The 19,562-nt window shown below is 56.9% G+C and carries 22 protein-coding genes; 10 read left to right on the top strand and 12 right to left on the bottom strand.

Annotated elements, in window-relative coordinates:
* Positions 1-9 precede the first annotated feature (9 nt).
* A complete protein-coding gene (locus OL236_RS12115) occupies positions 10-1,308 on the bottom strand; it encodes an MFS transporter (protein ID WP_037370668.1) in 1,299 nt (432 codons plus the stop codon).
* A gap of 264 nt (positions 1,309-1,572) precedes the next feature.
* The gene (gene gdhA, locus OL236_RS12120) at positions 1,573-2,922 is read right to left on the bottom strand and encodes an NADP-specific glutamate dehydrogenase (protein WP_265070812.1); all 1,350 of its coding nucleotides are present in this window, start codon (positions 2,920-2,922) and stop codon (positions 1,573-1,575) included.
* A 273-nt stretch (positions 2,923-3,195) separates the two neighbouring features.
* On the opposite strand from gdhA, the gene OL236_RS12125 reads away from it, so the two are divergent.
* Entirely contained in the window at positions 3,196-3,399 is a 204-nt protein-coding gene (locus tag OL236_RS12125) for a hypothetical protein (RefSeq protein WP_265070813.1), read from the top strand.
* 4 nt (positions 3,400-3,403) lie between these two features.
* Positions 3,404-4,243: a diaminopimelate epimerase gene (gene dapF, locus OL236_RS12130; protein WP_265070814.1), complete on the top strand. Its 840-nt coding sequence runs from the start codon at positions 3,404-3,406 to the stop codon at positions 4,241-4,243.
* Between the two features lie 60 nt (positions 4,244-4,303).
* Here dapF and OL236_RS12135 read toward each other — a convergent pair whose 3' ends face one another.
* Both OL236_RS12135 and OL236_RS12140 read right to left on the bottom strand, forming a co-directional pair.
* Positions 4,304-5,209, bottom strand: coding sequence for an Rpn family recombination-promoting nuclease/putative transposase (locus OL236_RS12135; protein WP_265070815.1), 906 nt, complete (start codon positions 5,207-5,209; stop codon positions 4,304-4,306).
* Positions 5,210-5,275: 66 nt separating this feature from the next.
* A complete protein-coding gene (locus tag OL236_RS12140; protein WP_265070816.1) occupies positions 5,276-6,646 on the bottom strand; it encodes an NCS2 family permease in 1,371 nt (456 codons plus the stop codon).
* Positions 6,647-6,848: 202 nt separating this feature from the next.
* Here OL236_RS12140 and OL236_RS12145 point away from each other — a divergent pair, with 202 nt between their 5' ends.
* On the top strand, positions 6,849-7,223 hold the full coding sequence (locus OL236_RS12145) for a DUF488 domain-containing protein (protein ID WP_265070817.1): 375 nt from the start codon (positions 6,849-6,851) through the stop codon (positions 7,221-7,223).
* Between the two features lie 114 nt (positions 7,224-7,337).
* Here the strand turns inward: OL236_RS12145 and OL236_RS12150 are convergent, their stop codons facing one another.
* From OL236_RS12150 to OL236_RS12175, 6 genes are all read right to left on the bottom strand, one after another.
* Positions 7,338-7,988, bottom strand: a complete 651-nt coding sequence (locus tag OL236_RS12150; protein ID WP_265070818.1) for a CBS and ACT domain-containing protein — start codon at positions 7,986-7,988, stop codon at positions 7,338-7,340.
* A 49-nt stretch (positions 7,989-8,037) separates the two neighbouring features.
* On the bottom strand, positions 8,038-8,754 hold the full coding sequence (locus OL236_RS12155; RefSeq protein ID WP_265070819.1) for an ABC transporter ATP-binding protein: 717 nt from the start codon (positions 8,752-8,754) through the stop codon (positions 8,038-8,040).
* A 2-nt stretch (positions 8,755-8,756) separates the two neighbouring features.
* On the bottom strand, positions 8,757-9,524 hold the full coding sequence (locus OL236_RS12160) for an ABC transporter ATP-binding protein (protein WP_006193556.1): 768 nt from the start codon (positions 9,522-9,524) through the stop codon (positions 8,757-8,759).
* Positions 9,517-10,470 (bottom strand): branched-chain amino acid ABC transporter permease, encoded by a 954-nt coding sequence (locus OL236_RS12165; RefSeq protein WP_265070820.1) that lies wholly within the window; start codon positions 10,468-10,470, stop codon positions 9,517-9,519. Before OL236_RS12165 ends, OL236_RS12160 begins: the two co-directional genes overlap by 8 nt.
* Before the next feature lie 7 nt (positions 10,471-10,477).
* Positions 10,478-11,365: a branched-chain amino acid ABC transporter permease gene (locus OL236_RS12170; protein ID WP_013740593.1), complete on the bottom strand. Its 888-nt coding sequence runs from the start codon at positions 11,363-11,365 to the stop codon at positions 10,478-10,480.
* A gap of 90 nt (positions 11,366-11,455) precedes the next feature.
* Positions 11,456-12,628, bottom strand: a complete 1,173-nt coding sequence (locus OL236_RS12175) for an ABC transporter substrate-binding protein (RefSeq protein ID WP_265070821.1) — start codon at positions 12,626-12,628, stop codon at positions 11,456-11,458.
* 249 nt (positions 12,629-12,877) lie between these two features.
* Between OL236_RS12175 and OL236_RS12180 the strand changes: the two genes are divergently transcribed.
* The 4 genes from OL236_RS12180 (at position 12,878) to OL236_RS12195 (ending at position 14,798) form a co-directional block, all read left to right on the top strand.
* A complete protein-coding gene (locus OL236_RS12180) occupies positions 12,878-13,417 on the top strand; it encodes a hypothetical protein (RefSeq protein ID WP_265070822.1) in 540 nt (179 codons plus the stop codon).
* Positions 13,418-13,505: 88 nt separating this feature from the next.
* Positions 13,506-14,042, top strand: a complete 537-nt coding sequence (locus tag OL236_RS12185) for a hypothetical protein (protein ID WP_265070823.1) — start codon at positions 13,506-13,508, stop codon at positions 14,040-14,042.
* Positions 14,043-14,206: 164 nt separating this feature from the next.
* Entirely contained in the window at positions 14,207-14,542 is a 336-nt protein-coding gene (locus tag OL236_RS12190; RefSeq protein WP_265070824.1) for an SWEET family sugar transporter, read from the top strand.
* A gap of 43 nt (positions 14,543-14,585) precedes the next feature.
* The gene (locus OL236_RS12195) at positions 14,586-14,798 is read left to right on the top strand and encodes a TOBE domain-containing protein (RefSeq protein ID WP_265070825.1); all 213 of its coding nucleotides are present in this window, start codon (positions 14,586-14,588) and stop codon (positions 14,796-14,798) included.
* A gap of 91 nt (positions 14,799-14,889) precedes the next feature.
* Here the strand turns inward: OL236_RS12195 and OL236_RS12200 are convergent, their stop codons facing one another.
* Positions 14,890-15,120, bottom strand: coding sequence for a hypothetical protein (locus tag OL236_RS12200; protein WP_013740594.1), 231 nt, complete (start codon positions 15,118-15,120; stop codon positions 14,890-14,892).
* A gap of 240 nt (positions 15,121-15,360) precedes the next feature.
* Positions 15,361-15,807 carry an RrF2 family transcriptional regulator gene (locus OL236_RS12205; protein WP_265070826.1) on the bottom strand — a complete coding sequence of 149 codons (447 nt, stop codon included), beginning with the start codon at positions 15,805-15,807 and terminating at the stop codon, positions 15,361-15,363.
* Positions 15,808-16,352: 545 nt separating this feature from the next.
* Between OL236_RS12205 and cysK the strand changes: the two genes are divergently transcribed.
* From cysK to aroF, 3 genes are all read left to right on the top strand, one after another.
* Entirely contained in the window at positions 16,353-17,285 is a 933-nt protein-coding gene (cysK, locus tag OL236_RS12210) for a cysteine synthase A (RefSeq protein ID WP_265070827.1), read from the top strand.
* Between the two features lie 221 nt (positions 17,286-17,506).
* Positions 17,507-18,397: a prephenate dehydratase gene (gene pheA / locus OL236_RS12215; protein WP_265070828.1), complete on the top strand. Its 891-nt coding sequence runs from the start codon at positions 17,507-17,509 to the stop codon at positions 18,395-18,397.
* Positions 18,382-19,413, top strand: a complete 1,032-nt coding sequence (gene aroF, locus OL236_RS12220) for a 3-deoxy-7-phosphoheptulonate synthase (protein ID WP_006193531.1) — start codon at positions 18,382-18,384, stop codon at positions 19,411-19,413. Before pheA ends, aroF begins: the two co-directional genes overlap by 16 nt.
* The last annotated feature ends 149 nt before the right edge of the window (positions 19,414-19,562 follow it).

The following is a 19,562-nucleotide window of genomic DNA, read 5'->3' on the forward strand; positions in this document are numbered from 1 at the left end:
CCGCACCTCCTATTCCATGACTTTTCCCTTCGTCTCGGGAACCATCAGATGCATGACGATGAATGCGATCGGATAGATGAGGAATACGAGGCTCATAGCACCCAGAAGCCCCGTGCTTGCGGCGAGCCAGCCGATCAAGGCTGGTCCGAAGCCGGCGAGCCCGCGACCCGTGCCGAAAATGAAATTCTCTGCCGTCGAACGCGCTTCTGAGCGATAGTTCTCCGCGAGAATCGCGCCGTAGCCGCCCATCATGCCGTTGACCGTGAGGCCGAGCAGGAAGCTGCCCCAGAGCAGTGCCTCCTGGCTCGTGAAGAAAAAGAAGTAGAGGATGCAGTAAATCGTGCCGCCGATGTACCAGATGCTGAACGTCTTCTTGCGGCCGAGCTTGTCGGCGAGGATGCCGAACAAGGTGATGCCGACGAGCATGCCGGCAATCGAGATCGCCATCCAGCCGCTTGCCTTGGCGAGTGTGTAGCCGTACTGCTGCGCCAAGATGGCAGGCATCCAGCTGAAGACCGCGTAGTAGCCGAAATTCTGCACGAGACACATGACCATGAGGCCGATCGTCGTGATCGTCGTGCGGCGATCCTCGAACAGCGCTTTGACCGGCGTTCCGTTGATGCGGTCGTACTCTTCCTGCTCCTCATGGGACGCCGTGCCGCTCTCCACCTTTTCCCGCAGCGCCTTTTGATGTGCTTGCCGCTCCAAGAACATCTTCGGCTCGCGAAGCGTCATGCGCGCATATATGGCGATTGCGGCCGGAATCAGTCCGATGAGGAAAACGCCGCGCCAGCCGATGTAGGGAACTGCGACGGCGACGATTAACGATGCTGCGAGCACGCCGAACTGCCAGCCGAGTGCCACCCAGCTTGTTGCGCGTGCACGCATCGCAGGCGCCCACGTTTCCGTGACGATGGCCATGCCGATACCAAATTCGCCGCCGATGCCGAGACCGACGAGAGCGCGAAGCACGAGCAGAACATAGTAGTCATTGCACCAGTAGATGCCTGCCGTTGCGAATGAATATAGGAAGATCGTTCCTGCGAGTACCTTGATGCGGCCAATCCGATCAGCCAGGATACCGAAGATGTAGGAACCGGCCCAGATGCCGAGCGTTGTTGCCAATGTCAAGTTGCCGGCCTGTCCAGGCGTCAGGCCGAAATCGCTGATGATGAAGACCAGCACGAACGATAGGAAGAACATGTCCATGCCGTCGGCAGCATACCCCAAGGTCGCTGCAATCAAGCTCTTCGTATGGTGTCCCTCTTCTCCCTCCAAGTAGACCGGCACATTCTTTTCGTCTGCCATTGAAATCTCCTCCTTTGCATATCTCGTTGACTGAAGGGCGCCTTTGTGCAGGATGGGCAGCAATTCAGCGCTAAAAAAGAAAAACTGCTTCATCAAGCGCTTCACCTGCACCTAAGAAGACAGTGCTTCAATATATTTCTATGTTATCAGTGTATTCAAATAATATAGAGATGTCAAGAGTGAATGAGAAAATTTAAGAAAGAGTGCGTATGAGCCGATTCCGGCTCATACGCACTCTTTCTTGTATACCGCTGTCTGCGGCGGTCAGACAATCCCCTGTGCGACCATCGTGTCTGCGACGTGGAGGAATGCCGTGATGTTGGCGCCGGCGATGAGGTTGCCCTTCATGCCGTACTTCTCCGCGTTCTTCTTGGAGTTCTGATAGATGTTCTTCATGATGCCCTTGAGGCGATTGTCGACTTCCTCGAACGTCCAGTGCAGGCGCTCGGAGTTCTGGCTCATTTCAAGCGCGGAGACGGCGACGCCGCCGGCGTTTGCCGCCTTCGCGGGGGCGAAGAGAACACCCTTTTCCAAGAGGTATTCCGTCGCGTCGAGCGTCGTCGGCATGTTCGCGCCTTCGCCGACGGCCATGACGCCGTTCGCCACGAGCGCCTTGACACCCTCGATGTCAAGTTCGCTCTGCGTCGCGCACGGCAAGGCGATGTCGCACTTGACCGTCCAGACGCCACGGCATCCCTCGTGGTACTCGGCGTTCGGACGCTTTTCGACGTATTCTTTGATGCGGCCGCGGCGCACTTCCTTGATCTCCTTGACGAGTGCGAGGTCGATGCCCTCGGGGTCATAGACGTAGCCGTTCGAGTCGGAGCAGGTCACGGGCTTTGCGCCGAATTCGATGGCCTTTTCAATCGCATACGTCGCGACGTTGCCCGAGCCGGAGACGACGACGGTCTTGCTCTCAAGGCTCTTGCCGTTGTCTTCGAGCATCTCCTTCATGAAGTAGAGGAGTCCGTAGCCCGTGGCTTCCGTGCGTGCGAGGCTGCCGCCGTAGCCGAGACCCTTGCCCGTGAGGACAGCGGAATCAAAGGAGTTGACGATGCGCTTGTACTGACCGTAGAGGTAGCCGATCTCACGGCCGCCGACGCCGATGTCGCCCGCCGGCGTATCGACCATCGAGCCGATGTGGCGATAGAGCTCCGTCATGAAGCTCTGGCAGAAGCGCATGACCTCGTTGTCGCTCTTGCCCTTCGGGTCGAAGTCCGAGCCGCCTTTGGCGCCGCCGATGGGAAGCCCCGTCAAAGAGTTCTTGAACGTCTGCTCGAAAGCGAGGAACTTCAAAATGGAGAGCGTCACGCTCGGATGGAAACGCAGGCCGCCCTTGTAGGTGCCGACGGCGCTGTTCGCCTGCACGCGGTAGCCGCGGTTGACCTGAACCTCGCCCTTGTCGTTCTCCCAAGGCACGCGGAACATGACGACGCGCTCCGGCTCGACCATGCGCTCAAGGATTTTGTGCTTCTTGTACTCGGGATGCTGCTCAAGGACAGGCACGATCGAGGTCAGGACTTCCTTGACCACGTTGTGATATTCCTTCTCCTGCGGATCCTTCTTTTCGATAGAGGCGAGGATGTCCTCTACATACTGCTGCATTTCCGTCATGCGTGATTACCCCTTTGCTTTGAAACTTCATAAGAGAAAACTATCGTGCGGCTAAGCACGCATATATAATAACGCAAATAGCAGAAAAAGTATACGGTTTTGCTAAGGTATTATGTATACATAGTTACAGGCGAGGAGTGGATTTTCGTATGCGCTAGGCCATCCGCCTGCTTGTTGGCGCTATGAAGAGGCGAAGATCTTCTTCCTTGACAACAAATACCCCTATGTGTATAATAAAAATACCAATAGGGGTATATGCAAAGGAGGATCGTTATGAATGTTTTGGGAAAAGGCGCTCCGTTGTCGCTGCACAAGGGCATGACGGGCAAAAAAGGCTTGGCAAAGAGCTCGTTCTTCGCTACAATGAAGGAAAACTGCATGGCGGCAGATGCGCGCGTGCTGGAGGAAAGCCGCCAAAAGGAGCGAGTTTTCGGCGCGTCCTTCTGGTCTTTCCTCGCAAAACATTCCTGGGGGTAAGAATATGGCATTTTCCTTTACGAAATGGCAGGGCTGCGGCAACGATTTCGTCCTTGTGAACGGCTTTCGGGAGCAGCTCCCGGATGACCTTGCGGCGCTCTCGCGAAGGGTCTGTGATCGTCACTACGGCATCGGCGCGGACGGGCTGATTCTCGTGCTGCCGTCGCAGCAAGCGGACTTTCGCATGCGCATCTTCAATGCGGACGGCACGGAGGCGGAGATGTGCGGCAACGGCATCCGCTGCTTCGCGGGCGTCGTCCATGCAGAAGGGCTGAGCGGCGAGGCGGAATTCACGGTCGAGACGGGCGCGGGCGTCCTCGTGCCTCGCCTGCAGCTTGCGGGCAGCAGGCTCACGGGCGTGTGCGTCGATATGGGCGAGCCGATCCTTGAAGGCGAGCGCATTCCTGTCCTGGGCTTTGGCGCATCACGCGTCATCGAGCAGCCGATCGAGGCGGCGGGCGAGACGTTTTCCATGACCTGCGTTTCCATGGGCAACCCGCACTGCGTGATTTTCGTCGAGGATGCACAAGCCGTGCCTATGGAAAAGTTCGGGCCTCTCCTTGAGCGGCACGAGAAGTTCCCCAAGAAGACAAACGTGGAGTTTGCGGAAATCAAGGACGCTTCCCACATCCGCATGCGTGTCTGGGAACGCGGCGCTGCCGTGACGCTCGCGTGCGGCACAGGCTCATGCGCGACGCTTGTCGCCGCCGCGCTCACGGGACGCACGAAGAGAGAAGCCGAGGTGCAGCTCGACGGCGGCAGGCTGCAGATCGAGTGGACGGCGAACAATCATGTCTACATGACGGGGCCTGCCGAGAAGGTCTTTGCCGGAAGGTATGAATGAATATGGGAAAAAAGGAAATGCTACGCGAGTCGAATTTGACTCACGCAGCATTTCCTTTTTTCAGTGCTTTCCGAGAACCAGAGCTGTATATTTCGCGCGTTCTTCCTCAGGAATTTGCAAGATATCCATCGCTTTTTCTACAGGGAAGTCCATGCTTTTCATCACATTGCGAATAGAAGCGGTCGTTGTTTCCAGCACACCTTGCGACAAGCCTTGCGACAAGCCTTCCTGTCTGCCCAAACGCAGGCCCTTTTCCATTGCTTCCTCGGCGCGAACTTCTAAGGCTCGTTCTTGATTCCAGACGAAATTGAGCATATCGAAGACCTCCTTTGCCTGCTTTTGTCGAAAATATTCTCCGAGATAATCATGCGTGATGCAGTATTGTACGGCATTGCTTACCGCAATTTCGAGGCTATTGCCATTCTTTATGCATTCTCGTACCGTAGAGACAAAGACGCTGTAGCTTTTGAGCGCATGACATTTTTCTAAAATCGGACGATTCGGCTTGTTGTTGATGTTAAAAACCTTGACGTCAAGCTCCAAATCGTTATCGTGTCCCCCGAAAGCGTCAGATAGATGCAATGCCCAGCCATCAGGCATTTCCGCGAGCCCGTTATAAAATACATAGAATTTCGGCGCTGGAAGAGGAATCAATTCTTTTTTGTAGACAGCATCCTTGTCTACATAGCGACGGTAGATTTCCGTGAGATACATCAGCAAACGCAGGGGCATATTCGCATTGATGGTACTTTGATGTTCGACAAGGAGCACATGTTGGTTGCCGACGATGAAGCCGATGTCGTTCTTGACCCCAGTGAAAAGGGTTTCATCGATCGTGGCGAGTGTTATGTCACCCGGTGTTGTCTTGCGGTCGAGAAGAGCTTCATAGATTTCCGGCAAGCGCTCTGCATTATTGAAGATATTACGGAAAAGCGAATCCTTGTAGGTGCGTTTCGTATTTCTCACGGGCGTGTCACCTCTTGCCTATATTATACTATAAGCATATTGCCGAGACAAGGATTGCCGCGTTCTTCAGAGCCAAGCGTATTTCAAGATGAAGAGCACGGTCAGGATGTACATGAGCCATGTCACGTTGCGGAACTTGCCTGAGGCGACGTGCAGCAGCGTGTAGGAAATGATGCCGAATGCAATGCCCTCGGCGATGGAATAGGCAAACGGCATGACGGCGATGCAGATGAAAGAAGGGATCGCCTCGGTGATGTCTGACCAAGGAATCTTCGCGACCTGCTGCATCATGAGGAAGCCGACGATGACGAGCGCCGGCGCCGTCGCGAAGCCCGGCACGGCGAGGAAGAGCGGCGAGAAGAAGAGCGCGACGAGGAAGAAGATCGCCGTCGTCACGGCCGTCAGTCCCGTGCGCCCGCCCTCAACGATGCCCGCCGAGGACTCGACGTAGGTCGAGATCGTCGATGTGCCCAGACATGCGCCGAGCGCCGTGCCGCAGGCGTCGGCGAGGAGCGCTCCCTTGACGCGCGGCAGACGCCCTTTCTCGTCGAGCATGTCGGCGCGCGAGGCGCAGCCGATCAGCGTGCCGAGCGTATCGAAGAGGTCGACGAAGAGAAAGGCGAAGATGACGACGATGAAATCAAGCGAGAGGATTGCATGGAAGTCAAATTGCAGGAAGGTCGGCGCGAGCGACACGGGCGGCGCGATGATGCCCGAAGGCATGAGGCTGAAGTAGCCGCGTGCAGGATCGGGGATGTAGACGCCGAGAAGTTCCAGGATGATGCCCAGCCCCCAGGTGGCGAAGATGCCGATGAGGATGTGCCCCTTGATGTTCTTTATGACGAGCACGGCGGTCAGGAGGATGCCAAAGAGCGCGAGGAGGACGGTGATGCCCTCGGAGTGGAACGTCCCTTCTGCCATCGCCTTGGGAAACGAGAAGAGTGCGACGAGCTTCGGCCCTGCGACGACGACATGCGCGTTCTGCAGGCCGATGAATGTGATGAAGAAGCCGATACCGACGGTGACGGCGCTCTTCAAGGTCAGCGGAATCGCATTGAAGAGCGCCTCGCGCACATTCGTTACGGAGAGTGCGATGAAGATTAGGCCTTCGACAAGAACCGCCGTCAATGCGAGCTGCCACGAGTAGCCCATCTGCCCGACGACCGTGTAGGCGAAGAAGGCGTTGAGTCCCATCGCGGAAGACAGCGCGAACGGCAGATTGGCAAACGACGCCATGAGGACGCACGAGATGCCCGAAGCGAGCGCCGTCGCCGTGAATACCGCGCCCGCATCCATGCCCGCAGCACTCAAGATCAGCGGGTTCACGGCGAGGATGTACGCCATCGTCATGAATGTCGTAAGCCCCGCTAAGAGCTCCGTCTGCACCGTCGTGCGGTTTTCCTTCAAGTGAAACACGTTTTCCAGCATTTTTTCCATCGGATTGTCTCCTTTTCCTTGGGAAGATTTGATGAATGACACTTTTATTCTAGCGGAAACAGCAGGAGATAGCAAGGCATAACACAAGGACTTTCTTCGTGAGTGAGGCGGATTCCCTAGCAGTTGTCTCTGGAAAAATTCTGCGTTCGTGCTAGAATAAGAGGGTGAACTTGAAGTTTTACAAAGGAAGGGAGTCTTCACGATGGCATACGAACTGCAAATGAAGCGCATATACGAAGAGTCTGCGCCGACGGACGGCAGGCGCATCCTTGTCGATCGCCTGTGGCCGCGTGGCATGAAGAAGGAGCGTGCCGCCTTGAGCGAGTGGGCGAAGGAAGTCACGCCGTCGCCCGAGCTTCGGAAGCTCTACCACAGCGGCGAGATGAACTTCGACCTCTTCGGAAAGGCATACCTCGAAGAGTTGAAAAAAAGCCCCGAAGCCGCCGCTTTCGCCGCGAAGTGCCGGGACTGGCTGCAGGAATCTCCCGTGACGCTCGTCTACGCCAACAAGAACGCCGTAGAAAATCACGTCCTCGTACTGCGGCAGTGGCTGCTTGATGCGATGGGGCAGGGATGAAAAGAAGAGAAAAACCGCCCGCTGCAGGAGATTTTGTTTCTGCAGCGGGCGGTTTTTTGTCGTTCGTTTTTTTTAGAGTTCGGGAGATGACAGTTTACCGGCAGTTCCTAAACATCAGCCGATCTTCACGACATGCGATACGTGGAAGCCGTTTTCTTCGAGCTTCTTTTTCACGGCTTCGCTGTCCGTCGTGTCGAAGCGCACGACGATTTCGTAGCTGCCGTCGTCTTGCTGGCAGGTGACGAGGCTGTCGATGTTGCAGCCGCAGTCGGCGATGATGCTGCCGAGGTCGCGCACGACGCCGACCCGGTCGCCGACGTCGGCGATGGTGAAGCGCGTCTTGCCGTGCGTCAGCCCCATGACGTCGACGAAGGTCTTGAAGATGTCGGTCTCCGTGATGACGCCGACGACGGCGCCGACGCTCGACACGACGGGCAGGCCGCCGATTTTGTGGTTGTACATGATGAGCGCGGCTTCCTCGATGGTCGCGTCATCCTTGACGGAGACGACGTCCTTCTGCATGATTTCGCCGATGCACATTTTCGCCAGCAGCGAGGTGATTTCGTAGCGCGAGAGCGTCGTCGCGGGCGACGGCGAGACGCGCATGATGTCGCGGTCGCTCAAGAAGCCGACGAGCTTGCCGTCTTCATCGACGACGGGCAGGCGGCGGAAGCGGTGCTTCTTCATCAAATCCTTCGCGGCCGAGACCTTCGTGTCCGGCGTGACGGTGAAGGGATTTTTTGCCATGCGGTTTGCTACAAACATTGTCAGCATCCTTTCTTTAGGAAGCGCGGATAACGGATTTTCCTCTATTTCAGCCGCCCAAATAGGCTTTTCGCACATCTTCGCTCGCTGCGAGTTCCTTTGCCGCGCCTTGGAGCGTGATCCTGCCCGTTTCCATGACGTAGGCGCGGTGCGCGATGGAAAGCGCCATGTTGGCGTTCTGCTCGACGAGGAGGACGGTCGTGCCCTCGCGGTTGATGTCCTCGATGATGGAAAATATTTCCTTGATGAGGAGCGGCGCAAGGCCCATCGACGGCTCGTCTAAGAGGAGGAGCTTCGGGCGGCTCATGAGGGCGCGTCCCATCGCGAGCATTTGCTGCTCGCCGCCCGAGAGCGTGCCCGCCTGCTGCTTGCGGCGTTCCTTGAGGCGCGGGAAGCGGTTGTAGACGATCTCGAAGTCTTTTTCCACCCCCGCCTTGTCCTTGCGCGTGAAAGCGCCCATCTCCAAGTTTTCCTGCACGCTCATCTCAGCGAAGATGCGCCGCCCTTCGGGCACCTGTGAGATGCCGTGCTTGACGATCTCGTGCGCGGGCATGCCCGCGATGTTTTCTCCAAGGAAGGAGATGCTGCCGCTCTTGGGCGCGAGCAGTCCCGACACCGTGCGCAGCGTCGTGGACTTTCCCGCGCCGTTCGCGCCGATGAGCGTGACGATCTCGCCCGCCTTGACTTCGAGGCTCACGCCTTTCAGCGCGTGGATCGCGCCGTAGTAGACGTGGATGTTGTCGATTTTCAGCATGATTTCTGCCATCTTTACGCCTCCCCGCCGAGATAGGCACGAATGACTTCGGGATTTTCCTTGATTTCTTTCGGTGTGCCCTCGGCGATGATTTCGCCGTATTCGAGGACGTAGATGCGCTCGCAGATTCCCATGACGAGGCTCATGTCGTGCTCGATGAGGAGGATCGTCAAGCCGAATTCCTTCTTGATCCAGCGGATCATTTCCATAAGTTCCTGCGTCTCCTGCGGATTCATGCCGGCCGCCGGCTCGTCCAAGAGGAGGAGCTTGGGCTTCGCGGCGAGAGCCCGTGCGATCTCAAGGCGTCGCTGTGCGCCGTAGGGCAGGTTTTTCGCGAGTTCGTGCGCCTGCTTTTCGAGGTGGAAGATGGCGAGAAGCTTCATCGCCTTCTCTTCTATTTCGCGCTCTTCCTTGAAATACCTGCCAAGGCGAAGTACGGCTTCGGCGACCGTGTACTTCGTGCGCGTGTGGTAGGCGATCTTGACGTTTTCGAGGACGCTTAGCTCGGAGAAAAGGCGGATGTTCTGGAAGGTGCGTGCGATGCCGCGTGCCGTGATCTCGCTGGGCTTCTTGCCGACGATGCTCTTGCCGTTGAAGGTAAGCTCGCCTTCGGTCGGACGGTAGACGCCCGTGATCATGTTGAACGCCGTCGTCTTGCCCGCACCGTTCGGCCCGATGAGGCCGATGAGTTCGCCCTTTTCGATGACCATGTTGAAGTTTGACACGGCGCGCAGGCCGCCGAAGACTTGCGCGAGTCCGTCCGCTTTCAGTAATTCAGCCATTCGCCTGACCTCCTTTGCCGAAGATGCGCTTCAACGGGCCGAACGCCGTGAGTTCCACATAGCCGAAGATTCCTTTGGGGCGGTAGAGCATGAAGAGGATCAGGGCGACGGCGAAGATGATCATGCGAAATTCGGGCCAGCTTGCGAGCGCCGCCTGCAGGATCGTGACGAAGAACGCGCCGACGACAGAGCCGGTCAGAGAGCCCATGCCGCCGAGGACGACCATGATGAGGAAGAAGAAGGACTGCATGAAGGTGAAAGACGTCGGGTTCAGATACGTCAGCGTATGCGCGAAGAGCCCGCCGCCGAGTCCTGCGAATCCTGCGCCGATGGCGAATGCCATGACCTTGTAGCGCGTCGTCGGAATGCCCATGGCCTCGGCGGCGATCTCGTCCTCGCGGATCGCGATGCAGGCGCGGCCGTGCGTGGAGTTCACGAAGTTCTTGATGAAGAACAGCGTCAGGAACACGGCAAAGAAGACCCATGCGAAGTTGGTGTCGCGCGCGATGCCCTTGAAGCCCGCTGCACCGCCGACGTAGTCGATGTTGATGAGCACGACGCGGATGATTTCACCGAGGCCCAAGGTGGCAATGGCGAGGTAGTCGCCGCGAAGGCGCAGCGTCGGCAGACCGATGAGCACGCCGAGGAAAGCTGCAGCGATTGCGCCTGCGAGGAGCGCGAGGGGAAACGGCACATGAAAGTTCGTCGTCAGAATGGCGGCGGCATAGGCGCCGACTGCCATGAATCCTGCATGGCCGAGCGAGAACTGTCCCGTATAGCCGTTGATGAGGTTGAGGCTCGCCGTCAGGATGATGTTGATGCCGAGGAACAGGAGGTTCAGCTGCCAGAAGGAGCCGATGACGCGCCCCGTGATCAGTCCCTGAAGAACGGCAAAGAGGATGAGCCCGAAGAGGAAGAAGATGAGATCCTGCTTGCGTAAATTCATGCCGCACCTACACTTTCTCGCGGGTGTTCTTGCCGAAAAGCCCCGCAGGTTTGAAGAGGAGGACGAGGATCAAGATGGCGAAGGCCGCCGCATCGCGGAACGTCGAGGAGACGAAGCCCGAGACGAACGCTTCGACGATGCCGAGGATGAGCCCGCCTGCGACGGCGCCCGGCAGGATGCCGATGCCGCCGAGCACCGCGGCGACGAACGCCTTGATGCCGGGCATGATGCCCATCAAGGGGTCGATCGAGTTGTAGTAGACGCCGACGAGCACGCCCGCGACCGCCGCAAGCGACGAGCCGATCCAGAACGTGAAGGAGATCACGCGGTCTGCATTGATGCCCATGAGCTGCGCCGTTTCAGTATCATAGGACGCGGCGCGCATCGCCTTGCCGATCTTCGTGTACTGCACGATGTAGGTCAGGACGACCATGAGGAAGCATGTGATGCCGAGGATCAGCATCTGCTGTCCGTTGATGACGAGAGAGCCGACGCTGAATGCCACGTCCTGAAAGAGCGGCGGGAAGGTGCGCGGCGTCGGCGAGACGAAGTACATCATCGCGTACTCCAAGAAGAGCGAGACGCCGATCGCCGAGATCAGCGCTGAGATGCGCGGCGCATGGCGCAGCGGCTTGTACGCGAGCTTCTCGATGACGATGCCCAAGAGTCCCGTGATGATCATCGCGAGGATGAGCGCGGGCACGATGGGAAGTCCGAGGTTTGTCACGGCGAAGAAGCCGAGATATGCGCCGACCATGTAGATGTCGCCGTGCGCGAAGTTGATGAGCTTGATGATACCATAGACCATGGTATAGCCGAGCGCGATCAAGGCGTAGATGCTGCCGAGAGACACGCCGTTGATGAGCTGCTGGGCGATTTGCTCCGAAAGCTCCATGATTTCTCCTTTCTTTTGTGAAACGAAATTTTCATCAAAGTATAGAAAAGGCCGCATCTCTGCGGCCTTTTCCCTTGCCTGGAAGTGGAATCAGTTCCCCTCCGGCGCAATCTTCGCCTTGAGTTCCTTTTCGCCGTTCTTCATCTCAAGGATGACCGCCGTCTTGATCGGGTTGTGGTTCTTATCCATGGAGATGGTTCCCGTACCGACCTTGAGATCCTTCGTCGCCTCAAGCGCCTCGCGAATCTTTTCCGTATCGCCGCTGCCTGCACGCTTCAGAGCATCGACGAGCATCTTGCCCGCATCGTAGCCGAGAGCCGCGAAGACGTTCGGTGCACGGTTGTACTTCTTCTTGTACGCTTCGATGAAGCCCTGCACCTCGGCGTCCTTCTCTGAGTAATGTGTGCTGAAGAAGGTGTTGTTCAGTGCGTCCGCGCCGGCGATGTCGACGACCTTCGTGTCGTCCCAGCCGTCCGTGCCGAGGATCGCGGAGTTGATGCCCATCTCACGCGCCTGCTTGACGATCTTGCCGACTTCCTCGTAGTAAGCGGGCACGAACATGACGTCAGCGTTCACCGTCTTGAGCTTCGTGAGCGTCGCCTTGAAGTCCTGATCCTTCTGCAGGAAGGCTTCTTCCATGACGACCTTGCCGCCCGCCGCTTCGAACTTCTCCTTGAACACCTTCGCGAGGTTCTTCGAGTAGTCCGAGCTGTTGTCGACGTAGATGACTGCCGTCTTCGCCTTGAGCTCTTTCGCGGCAAAGGTCGCCATCACTTCGCCCTGCTGCGGGTCGATGAAGCAGCTGCGGAAGACGTAGGGCTTGACCTTGCCGTTTTCCACCGTCGCTTCGGGACTCGTCGCGCAAGGTGCGATGATCGGCACCTTCGCGTCCGTCGCCGTCTGCGTCTCGGCGAGCACGAGACCCGTCGTCGCAGGGCCGACGATGACCTTGACGTCGTCGTCAGAGATGAGCTTCGTCGCCGCATTGATCGACTCCGCCGCTTCCGACTTGTCGTCGACGGAAACAAGCTCGATCTTCTTGCCATTGATGCCGCCGGCCTCATTCGCCTCGTCGATTGCGAGCTGCAGGCCCTCGATCGTGGCGTTGCCGTAGTTCGCGACGTTGCCCGTAAGCTCGAAGTTCGCGCCGACCTTGATCGTATCGCCCGACTCCTTCGAGCCGCAGCCTGCAAAGACGCTGCCCAAGAGCGTCGCTCCGAGAACGGCGCAGGCGAGCCGCAGGCTCTTCTTGCTGAAAATCATGAAAATCCCCTCCAAAATTCTTAGAGAATGTGCATAGCACGATAACTTTCCCTATTATATGCGATGTTACAGAGTTAGTCAAGGACGGATTCTTCAGGAATGGGCGTTTGTTTTCTTTGAGGAAATTTCTCTGATAGGTCATTTTATACGGGTCACAAAGAGACGTTCCTATAGTATAATATATAATATGAAACGAGCGAAGAAAGTCCTGCTCGAAAATTTTTGGAAAACAAGGAGGAGATGAGGAAAATGAAAAATGTGTTCCGGTTCTTTTTTGCCTGTGCTTTGGTGCTCGCAGGCAGCGTCCTTGCGGGTAGCGTCGCAAGTGCGCATACGATGCCCGATTCCGAGGCGGTGCTTCTCTATCCGCGTGCGCAAGGGAGCATGGATATCACGGTCGAGTTCCAATGCGGCATGTCGCTCGACGAGGTCGAGGCTGTCTTGGGCAGCGATTTTGAATTGCAGGATGACTGCTATGAGTTCCGCATCGTGCGCTATACGTATGGCAACATCGCATTCGATGCGACTGTCGGCAGGAACGATTCGCGGCCGACAGGTGAGATCCCCGTCAGAAGCATCGAGTGCCAAAGCCCGTACTTCCATACGCCGTCAGGCTTTCGCGTCGGCGGCAACTATGCGGACGTCGCGGCGATGTACGGCGAGGGCGAAGTGTCGAAATATGCCCCGGGCGAGCGCATCTATACGCTTCCATCCTATCGGAGCGTGAGCTTCACCGTCGATGATGCGGATCGCATCACGAAAATCACTATTATAGCGGGCGATGTATGAACTTCATATGTTCAGCCGTGAAGCAGAGCGGCAGGAGTTGCTTTTGACACCGTTTCTGGCGATGGCATCAGCAAGGAGGTTTTGAAAAATGAAACATCTGTTCCAGACCGTTTTCTGTGGTGCGCTGCTGCTCGTTGCTCTCGTCTTTGTTAGTGGTACGGCGAGCGCGCATACGATGCCCGATTCCGAATGGGGGCTGCTCTGTGACGCCGTAGGCGGGGACGGGGCGGGCGTGATCGAGTTTGGCGTCGGAATGCCGCTTCAATATGCCGAGGATTTTTTGGGCAGCGGTTTCGACGAGGAGGAAAAGGCGATCGAATCCTTCCGTCTCGTATATTACAAATACCCTGGCATCACGTTTTGCGGCGAGATGCAGAAGAGTGACCAACGCCCGCCGGGCGAGGCGCCCATCGTTTTCATCGAATGCAGGAGTACGGATTTTCGTACACCGTCGGGCTTTCGCATCGGAGACGCCTTCGAGGAGGTCGAAGCGATGTACGGCAGGGGCGAGGTGAGCGGTTCGAAGCATGTATATTGGCTCGATGAGGCGAGAAACGTGAGTTTCACGGTGGATGAGGCGGGTCTGATCGAGGAGATTGGCGTGCATCAGGTCATTTTCGGTTAAGGAAAGTTCGCCAATCGGTCTGCGCCTTCGGCTTGAGCTCTTGGATTTTCACGCTAAAATACCAACGGAAAGATTTTGAGATTGTCTCTTGACTTTTGGCGGGCACTCTTTTAGTATGAGCAGCGAAGCGATACTTGTAATATTTTAGGAAGGAAGTTTACCTAATGGAAACACCGCTGAAAAAAATGGAGTCCGAGTCAGAGCATGTGGAGAAGAAGGCTGCCAATCTCGGGAAGAGCGCCGTGCAGGATAAGATGAAGGTCGTCGGAACGATCGGATCCATTCTGTCCGTGTGCATGTATGTCTCCTATATCCCGCAGATCATCGGCAATCTGTCCGGACATCCGGGCGATTGGATTCAGCCGTTCGTCGCGTTCATCAACTGCACGATCTGGGTGACGTACGGCTTTTTCAAGCAGCAGCGCGATTGGCCGATCGTCATCGCCAACTCCCCGGGAATCGTCTTCGGCCTGACCACTGCATTGACTGCGCTCTTTTAGCAGAGGGAAGGATTTTGTTTATTTGTGAAGGAGAAGTGAGAAAATGAAGCTCAGTGCAAGAAATCAGTTCAAGGGCAAGGTCGTATCCATCGAGAAAGGTGCGGTCAATGCCATCGTCGGCATCGAGATCGCAGGCGGCAACGTCGTCACGGCGACCATCAGCATGGGCTCTGTCGAGCGGCTCGGTCTTGCGATCGGCAAGGAAGCCTACGCCGTCATCAAGGCGACTTCCGTCATGGTCGGCGTGGACGACTGAGCGCCCCCTGGCGTTCAGGAACTGCACATAATGAAAAAGCCGCTGTCGGGTTTCCTCGACAGCGGTTTTTTTTCGTGCGATTCGGCGGTGGTCAGACAGCCTTGCGCTCTTTTGGCGTCTCATGCGAGATGCGGCGGATGCGCTCGAAGGGGATGCCCTCGAATGCATAGCGCAAATCCAAATGCCCGTCAGCCAGCTTGAATGAAACACGCTTGAGCGTGCGACCTTTCGAGTGCCTTTGGATTTTACGGATGTAGCGCTCCGCTTCCTTAGCAGAAAGAGCGCCGCTCTCGATGATGACGGTGACATTGTCAATCGTCATAAAAATCCCTCCAGCGGTGTTGCAACCGTACCGGAAATCCATTTGAAGGACTTCCTCGAAACAAGATGGAAAGAACAAAATATCATCTTTCCAAATCTCACGCCTATTATACAACATCGGACAAAAATTGCAAGGTTTTTCTGTTTCCCGCTGAAAAGTCCTAAAAACAATGGAAGATAAAGGAAGGCGAGTAATAGAGGAACACCGAATATACTTGAGTGGAAAAAGAAATTTTTGCGCTTAGATAAAATACATGATGTTTTCCTTGGACTTTTGTCGGTCAGCTTCTTCAAGAATGGCGCAGAGGTTCACGCCTTGAAGCGATTGTCGTATGGCGGCGTCTAGAGGATCGTAGACGCAGTTCGTCAACGCCTGTTCAAGATCCTCCTGTGCATCTCCTGTCGCAGGCCCTGCCTTCTCCGTCAGCGGCAGTTCGATGGCGGCGAGTACGTCCCACGCCGTGATCTCCTGCGCCGCGCGAGCGAGATGGTAGCCGCCCTGCGAACCTTTGCTTGAGGTCACGAGCCGCGCGTGCTTCAGAAGGGAGAATACCTGCTCCAGGTAGATCTTGGATATGCCGAGGTTCTCAGAGATCGTGAGGATCGTCGTCGGGCTGTTCGCCTGGCCGATTCGCGCGAGGAACGCCATGGCAGCCAGTCCGTAGCGCCCTTTGGCGGAAATTTTCATAAGGGTATACCTCTTTTCATACAGTTTATATATGTATTTATATTACCATGAAACCCCAAGAAGTCAAGCCCGAAGGGCGCAGACTGATTGGCTAGGTTTCTGTAAGGGCGGCGCACAATGTCCACGAAGTGGACGTTTGTGCGTGTAGCTTACCATGAAACCCCAAGAAGTCAAGCCCGAAGGGCGCAGACTGATTGGCTAGGTTTCTGTAAGGGCGGCGCACTTTTGTCCACGAAGTGGACGTTTGTGCGTGTAGCTTATAAGGAAATCGCGAATTTGTCAATTGCATAGCAATGAAATACGTTTTCTGTCGTGCGATTCCTTAGGGAAGTGCTGCATTTATTCGTGCTTCCTTAATAAGGTGCATCAGAAGAGGCAGCCCTGCAGAGCTTCGGAATTACGACGGTGCGGTCGGCGAGCGTAAAGCTTCGCCGCTGCGAACAATTTTTCAAAAAGCCTATTGACACGCTAGGAAAAACGATGTAGTATATAACATATCAAACAGATATGAATTACATATATTTGACTTTAGGGAGGAAAAGATCATGGCAAAAATATACGAAAGCATTACGGAACTCATCGGCGGCACGCCGCTCCTGCACGCGAAGAATTTCAGCGCGAAGCATGGCGTCGAGGCGACGATCCTCGCGAAGCTTGAGTACTTCAATCCTGCGGGCAGCGTCAAGGATCGCATCGCGCAGGCGATGGTCGAGGAGGCGGAGAAAAACGGCGATCTGAAGCCCGGCTCTGTCATCATTGAGCCGACGAGCGGCAACACGGGCATCGGCCTCGCGAGCGTCGCAGCGGCGCGCGGCTACCGTGCCATTCTCACGATGCCCGAGACGATGAGCGTCGAGCGGCGCAACCTCTTGAAGGCGTACGGCGCGGAGATCGTCTTGACGGACGGCGCGAAGGGCATGAAGGGCGCGATCGAGAAGGCGGAGAAACTTGCGAAGGAAACGCCGAATTCCTACATTCCGTCGCAATTCACGAATCCTGCTAACCCCGCCGTACACAAGAGGACGACGGGGCCTGAAATCTGGGAGGCGACGGAAGGCAGGGTCGATTATTTTCTTGCGGGCGTCGGCACGGGCGGCACGGTGACGGGCGTCGGGGAATACTTGAAGAGCAAGAATCCGAACGTGAAGGTCATCGCCATCGAGCCGGAGAATTCGCCCGTCTTGAGCGAAGGCAAGGCCGGTCCGCACAAGATTCAGGGCATCGGTGCAGGCTTCGTGCCCGAGACGCTCAATACGAGCGTGTACGATGAGGTCATCACGGTGTCGAACGACGACTCTTTCCGCTACGGCAGGGAGTTCGCGCGCACGGAAGGGGCGCTCGTCGGCATCTCGTCGGGCGCTGCTCTTGCCGCCGCCGTCGAGATTGCGCGCCGTCCCGAGGCGAAGGGCAAGACGATCGTGGCTCTCCTGCCCGACACGGGCGACCGCTATCTTTCGACGGATCTTTTCAACGATTGAACTGCAAAGAGCCGGATGCGTGTCGAGATTCCTGCGGGAAAAGAGCCGCTCGCTCACGACACGAAAAACTCGTGAACTGTAAACTTGCAAAGCTGTCGTTTCTGTGATAATATAGAAGCGTTTTCAGCAATCTGCCCCCTTGGCGTCCTTGCTCAAGGGGGCTTTTTCGTAAGGCGGCACGGGATTTATCCGTGCTTTCTGAGTGGAGAAGGAGGCGGGTAATGGACACGTTGGGCTTTCTCGGCCCTCTGGGTACGCACAGTGAGGCGGCGGCGCTTCATTTGAACGGGCTTCTCGATGAGCCGCGCGAGCTTCTGCCCTTTCCTGCCATCTTTCAGGCGCTTTCGGCGGTGGAGGAGGGGCAGGTGCAGGGAGCGCTCGTGCCGGTGGAAAATTCGCTCGAAGGTTCGGTGAACATCACGCTCGACACCTTGAGTTCGAGCGAAGCCTTCGCCGTGAATTTGGAACTCATCTGGGGCGTGCGCAACGAGCTGATGATGAAGTACCCGAAAACCGAGGTGCGAAGCATCATCTCTCATGCGCAGCCGCTCTCGCAGTGTCGCGCCTACTTGAAGGAGCACCATGCGGCGGCTCGCCTCGTCGCAGTCTCCTCGACGGCGGAGGCGGCTCGCCTCGTCGCGCTGAGCCGTCCTGAGGACGGCTGTGCCGCTATCTGCACGGCGCGTGCGGGCGAACTGTACGGTCTTTATCCATTGGCCGAGGACATACAGGACACGATGGCGAACTGCACGCGCTTCTTCCTTGTTGAGTGTGCGGGGAAAAAACCGCCGGCGCTTCGTTTCTCGAATGAGCCTGTGCCTGAGAAGCTCCTGGTAATCTGCCAGATTGACGGCAAGCGCGCGGGCAGCTTGTGCGAGGTTTTGCAGGAGTTCGCCGTGCGCGGTGTGAATATGCTGCGCATCGAGTCGCGCCCCGCGCGCACGGAGCTTGGAGCTTATATCTTTTTCTTTGAGTTGGAGGCGGATGCCGCTGGGCTTGCCGCTTCAGTTGAAGCGGTGCGCCAAAAGAGCATCTGGCTGCGCACCCTCGGCGCGTTTCCCGTGCTGACGGCTGCAAATTTGAAAGGAGCATCTTTATGGTCATCATTATGAATCCGGACGCAACGGCGGAAAATATCAAAGAAGTCATCCATGCAATCAACGGCGTGGGGCTTGAGGCGAAGATCATGGAGGGCGCACAGCAGAAGATCGTCGGCGTCATCGGCGACAAGCGCCGCATGGGCTCCTTGGCGATCGACGCGATGGCGGGCGTCGAGCAGAGCGTTGCCATCTCCAAGAGCTACAAGCTCGCGAGCCGTGAGTTCCATCCGATGCCGACGGTCGTTGATGTCGGCGGCGTCAAGATCGGTGCGGGAACGCCCGTCGTCATGGCGGGGCCGTGCGCCGTCGAGTCGCGCGAGCAGCTCATGGAGGCTGCCGAGATCGTCAAGAAGGGCGGCGCCGAGTTCCTGCGCGGCGGCGCCTACAAGCCGCGCACATCGCCGTACTCCTTCCAAGGTCTTGAAGAGGAAGGCTTGAAGCTCCTCGCCGAGGCGCGCGAGAAGACGGGACTCAAGGTCGTCACCGAGGTCACGGAGGTCGAGAACGTCGGACTCGTTTCCGAGTATGCTGACGTCCTGCAGATCGGCGCGCGCAACATGCAGAACTTCCGCCTCTTGAAGGAGGTCGGACGCGGCACGAAGCCCGTCATGCTCAAGCGCGGCCTCGCGGCGACGATCGACGAGTGGCTCAATGCCGCCGAGTACATCATGAACGAGGGCAATCCGAACGTGATCTTCTGCGAGCGCGGCATCCGCACCTACGAGACGTACACGCGCAACACGCTCGATCTCAGCGCCGTCGCCGCCATCAAGCACCTGTCGCACCTTCCCATCATCGCCGATCCGAGCCACGGCACGGGCAAGTGGCGCTTCGTGCGCCCGATGGCGTTCGCCTCGATCGCCGCAGGCGCAGACGGGCTCATCATGGAGATGCACCCGAATCCGGCGAAGGCACTTTCCGACGGCCCTCAGTCGCTGACGCCCGAGAGCTACTACGAAGTCATGCGCGGCGTCAAGAAGCTCGCGAAGTTCATGCAGGACGAGAAAATAGAGCCGATGGATATTTAATTTTGAAGAAATCTTGGTTTTTCCTTTAGAAAAAATGTGGAAAAGACGATAGAAGAATAGAAACGTATGAGGAAATGGGATGCGTGTTCGTGGGCATCCCATTTTTTATCGTGCGATATGTACGGAAAATTTCTATAATTTCTACGGAG

It is taken from the genome of Selenomonas sputigena (assembly GCF_026015965.1).
GTDB lineage: Bacteria > Bacillota > Negativicutes > Selenomonadales > Selenomonadaceae > Selenomonas.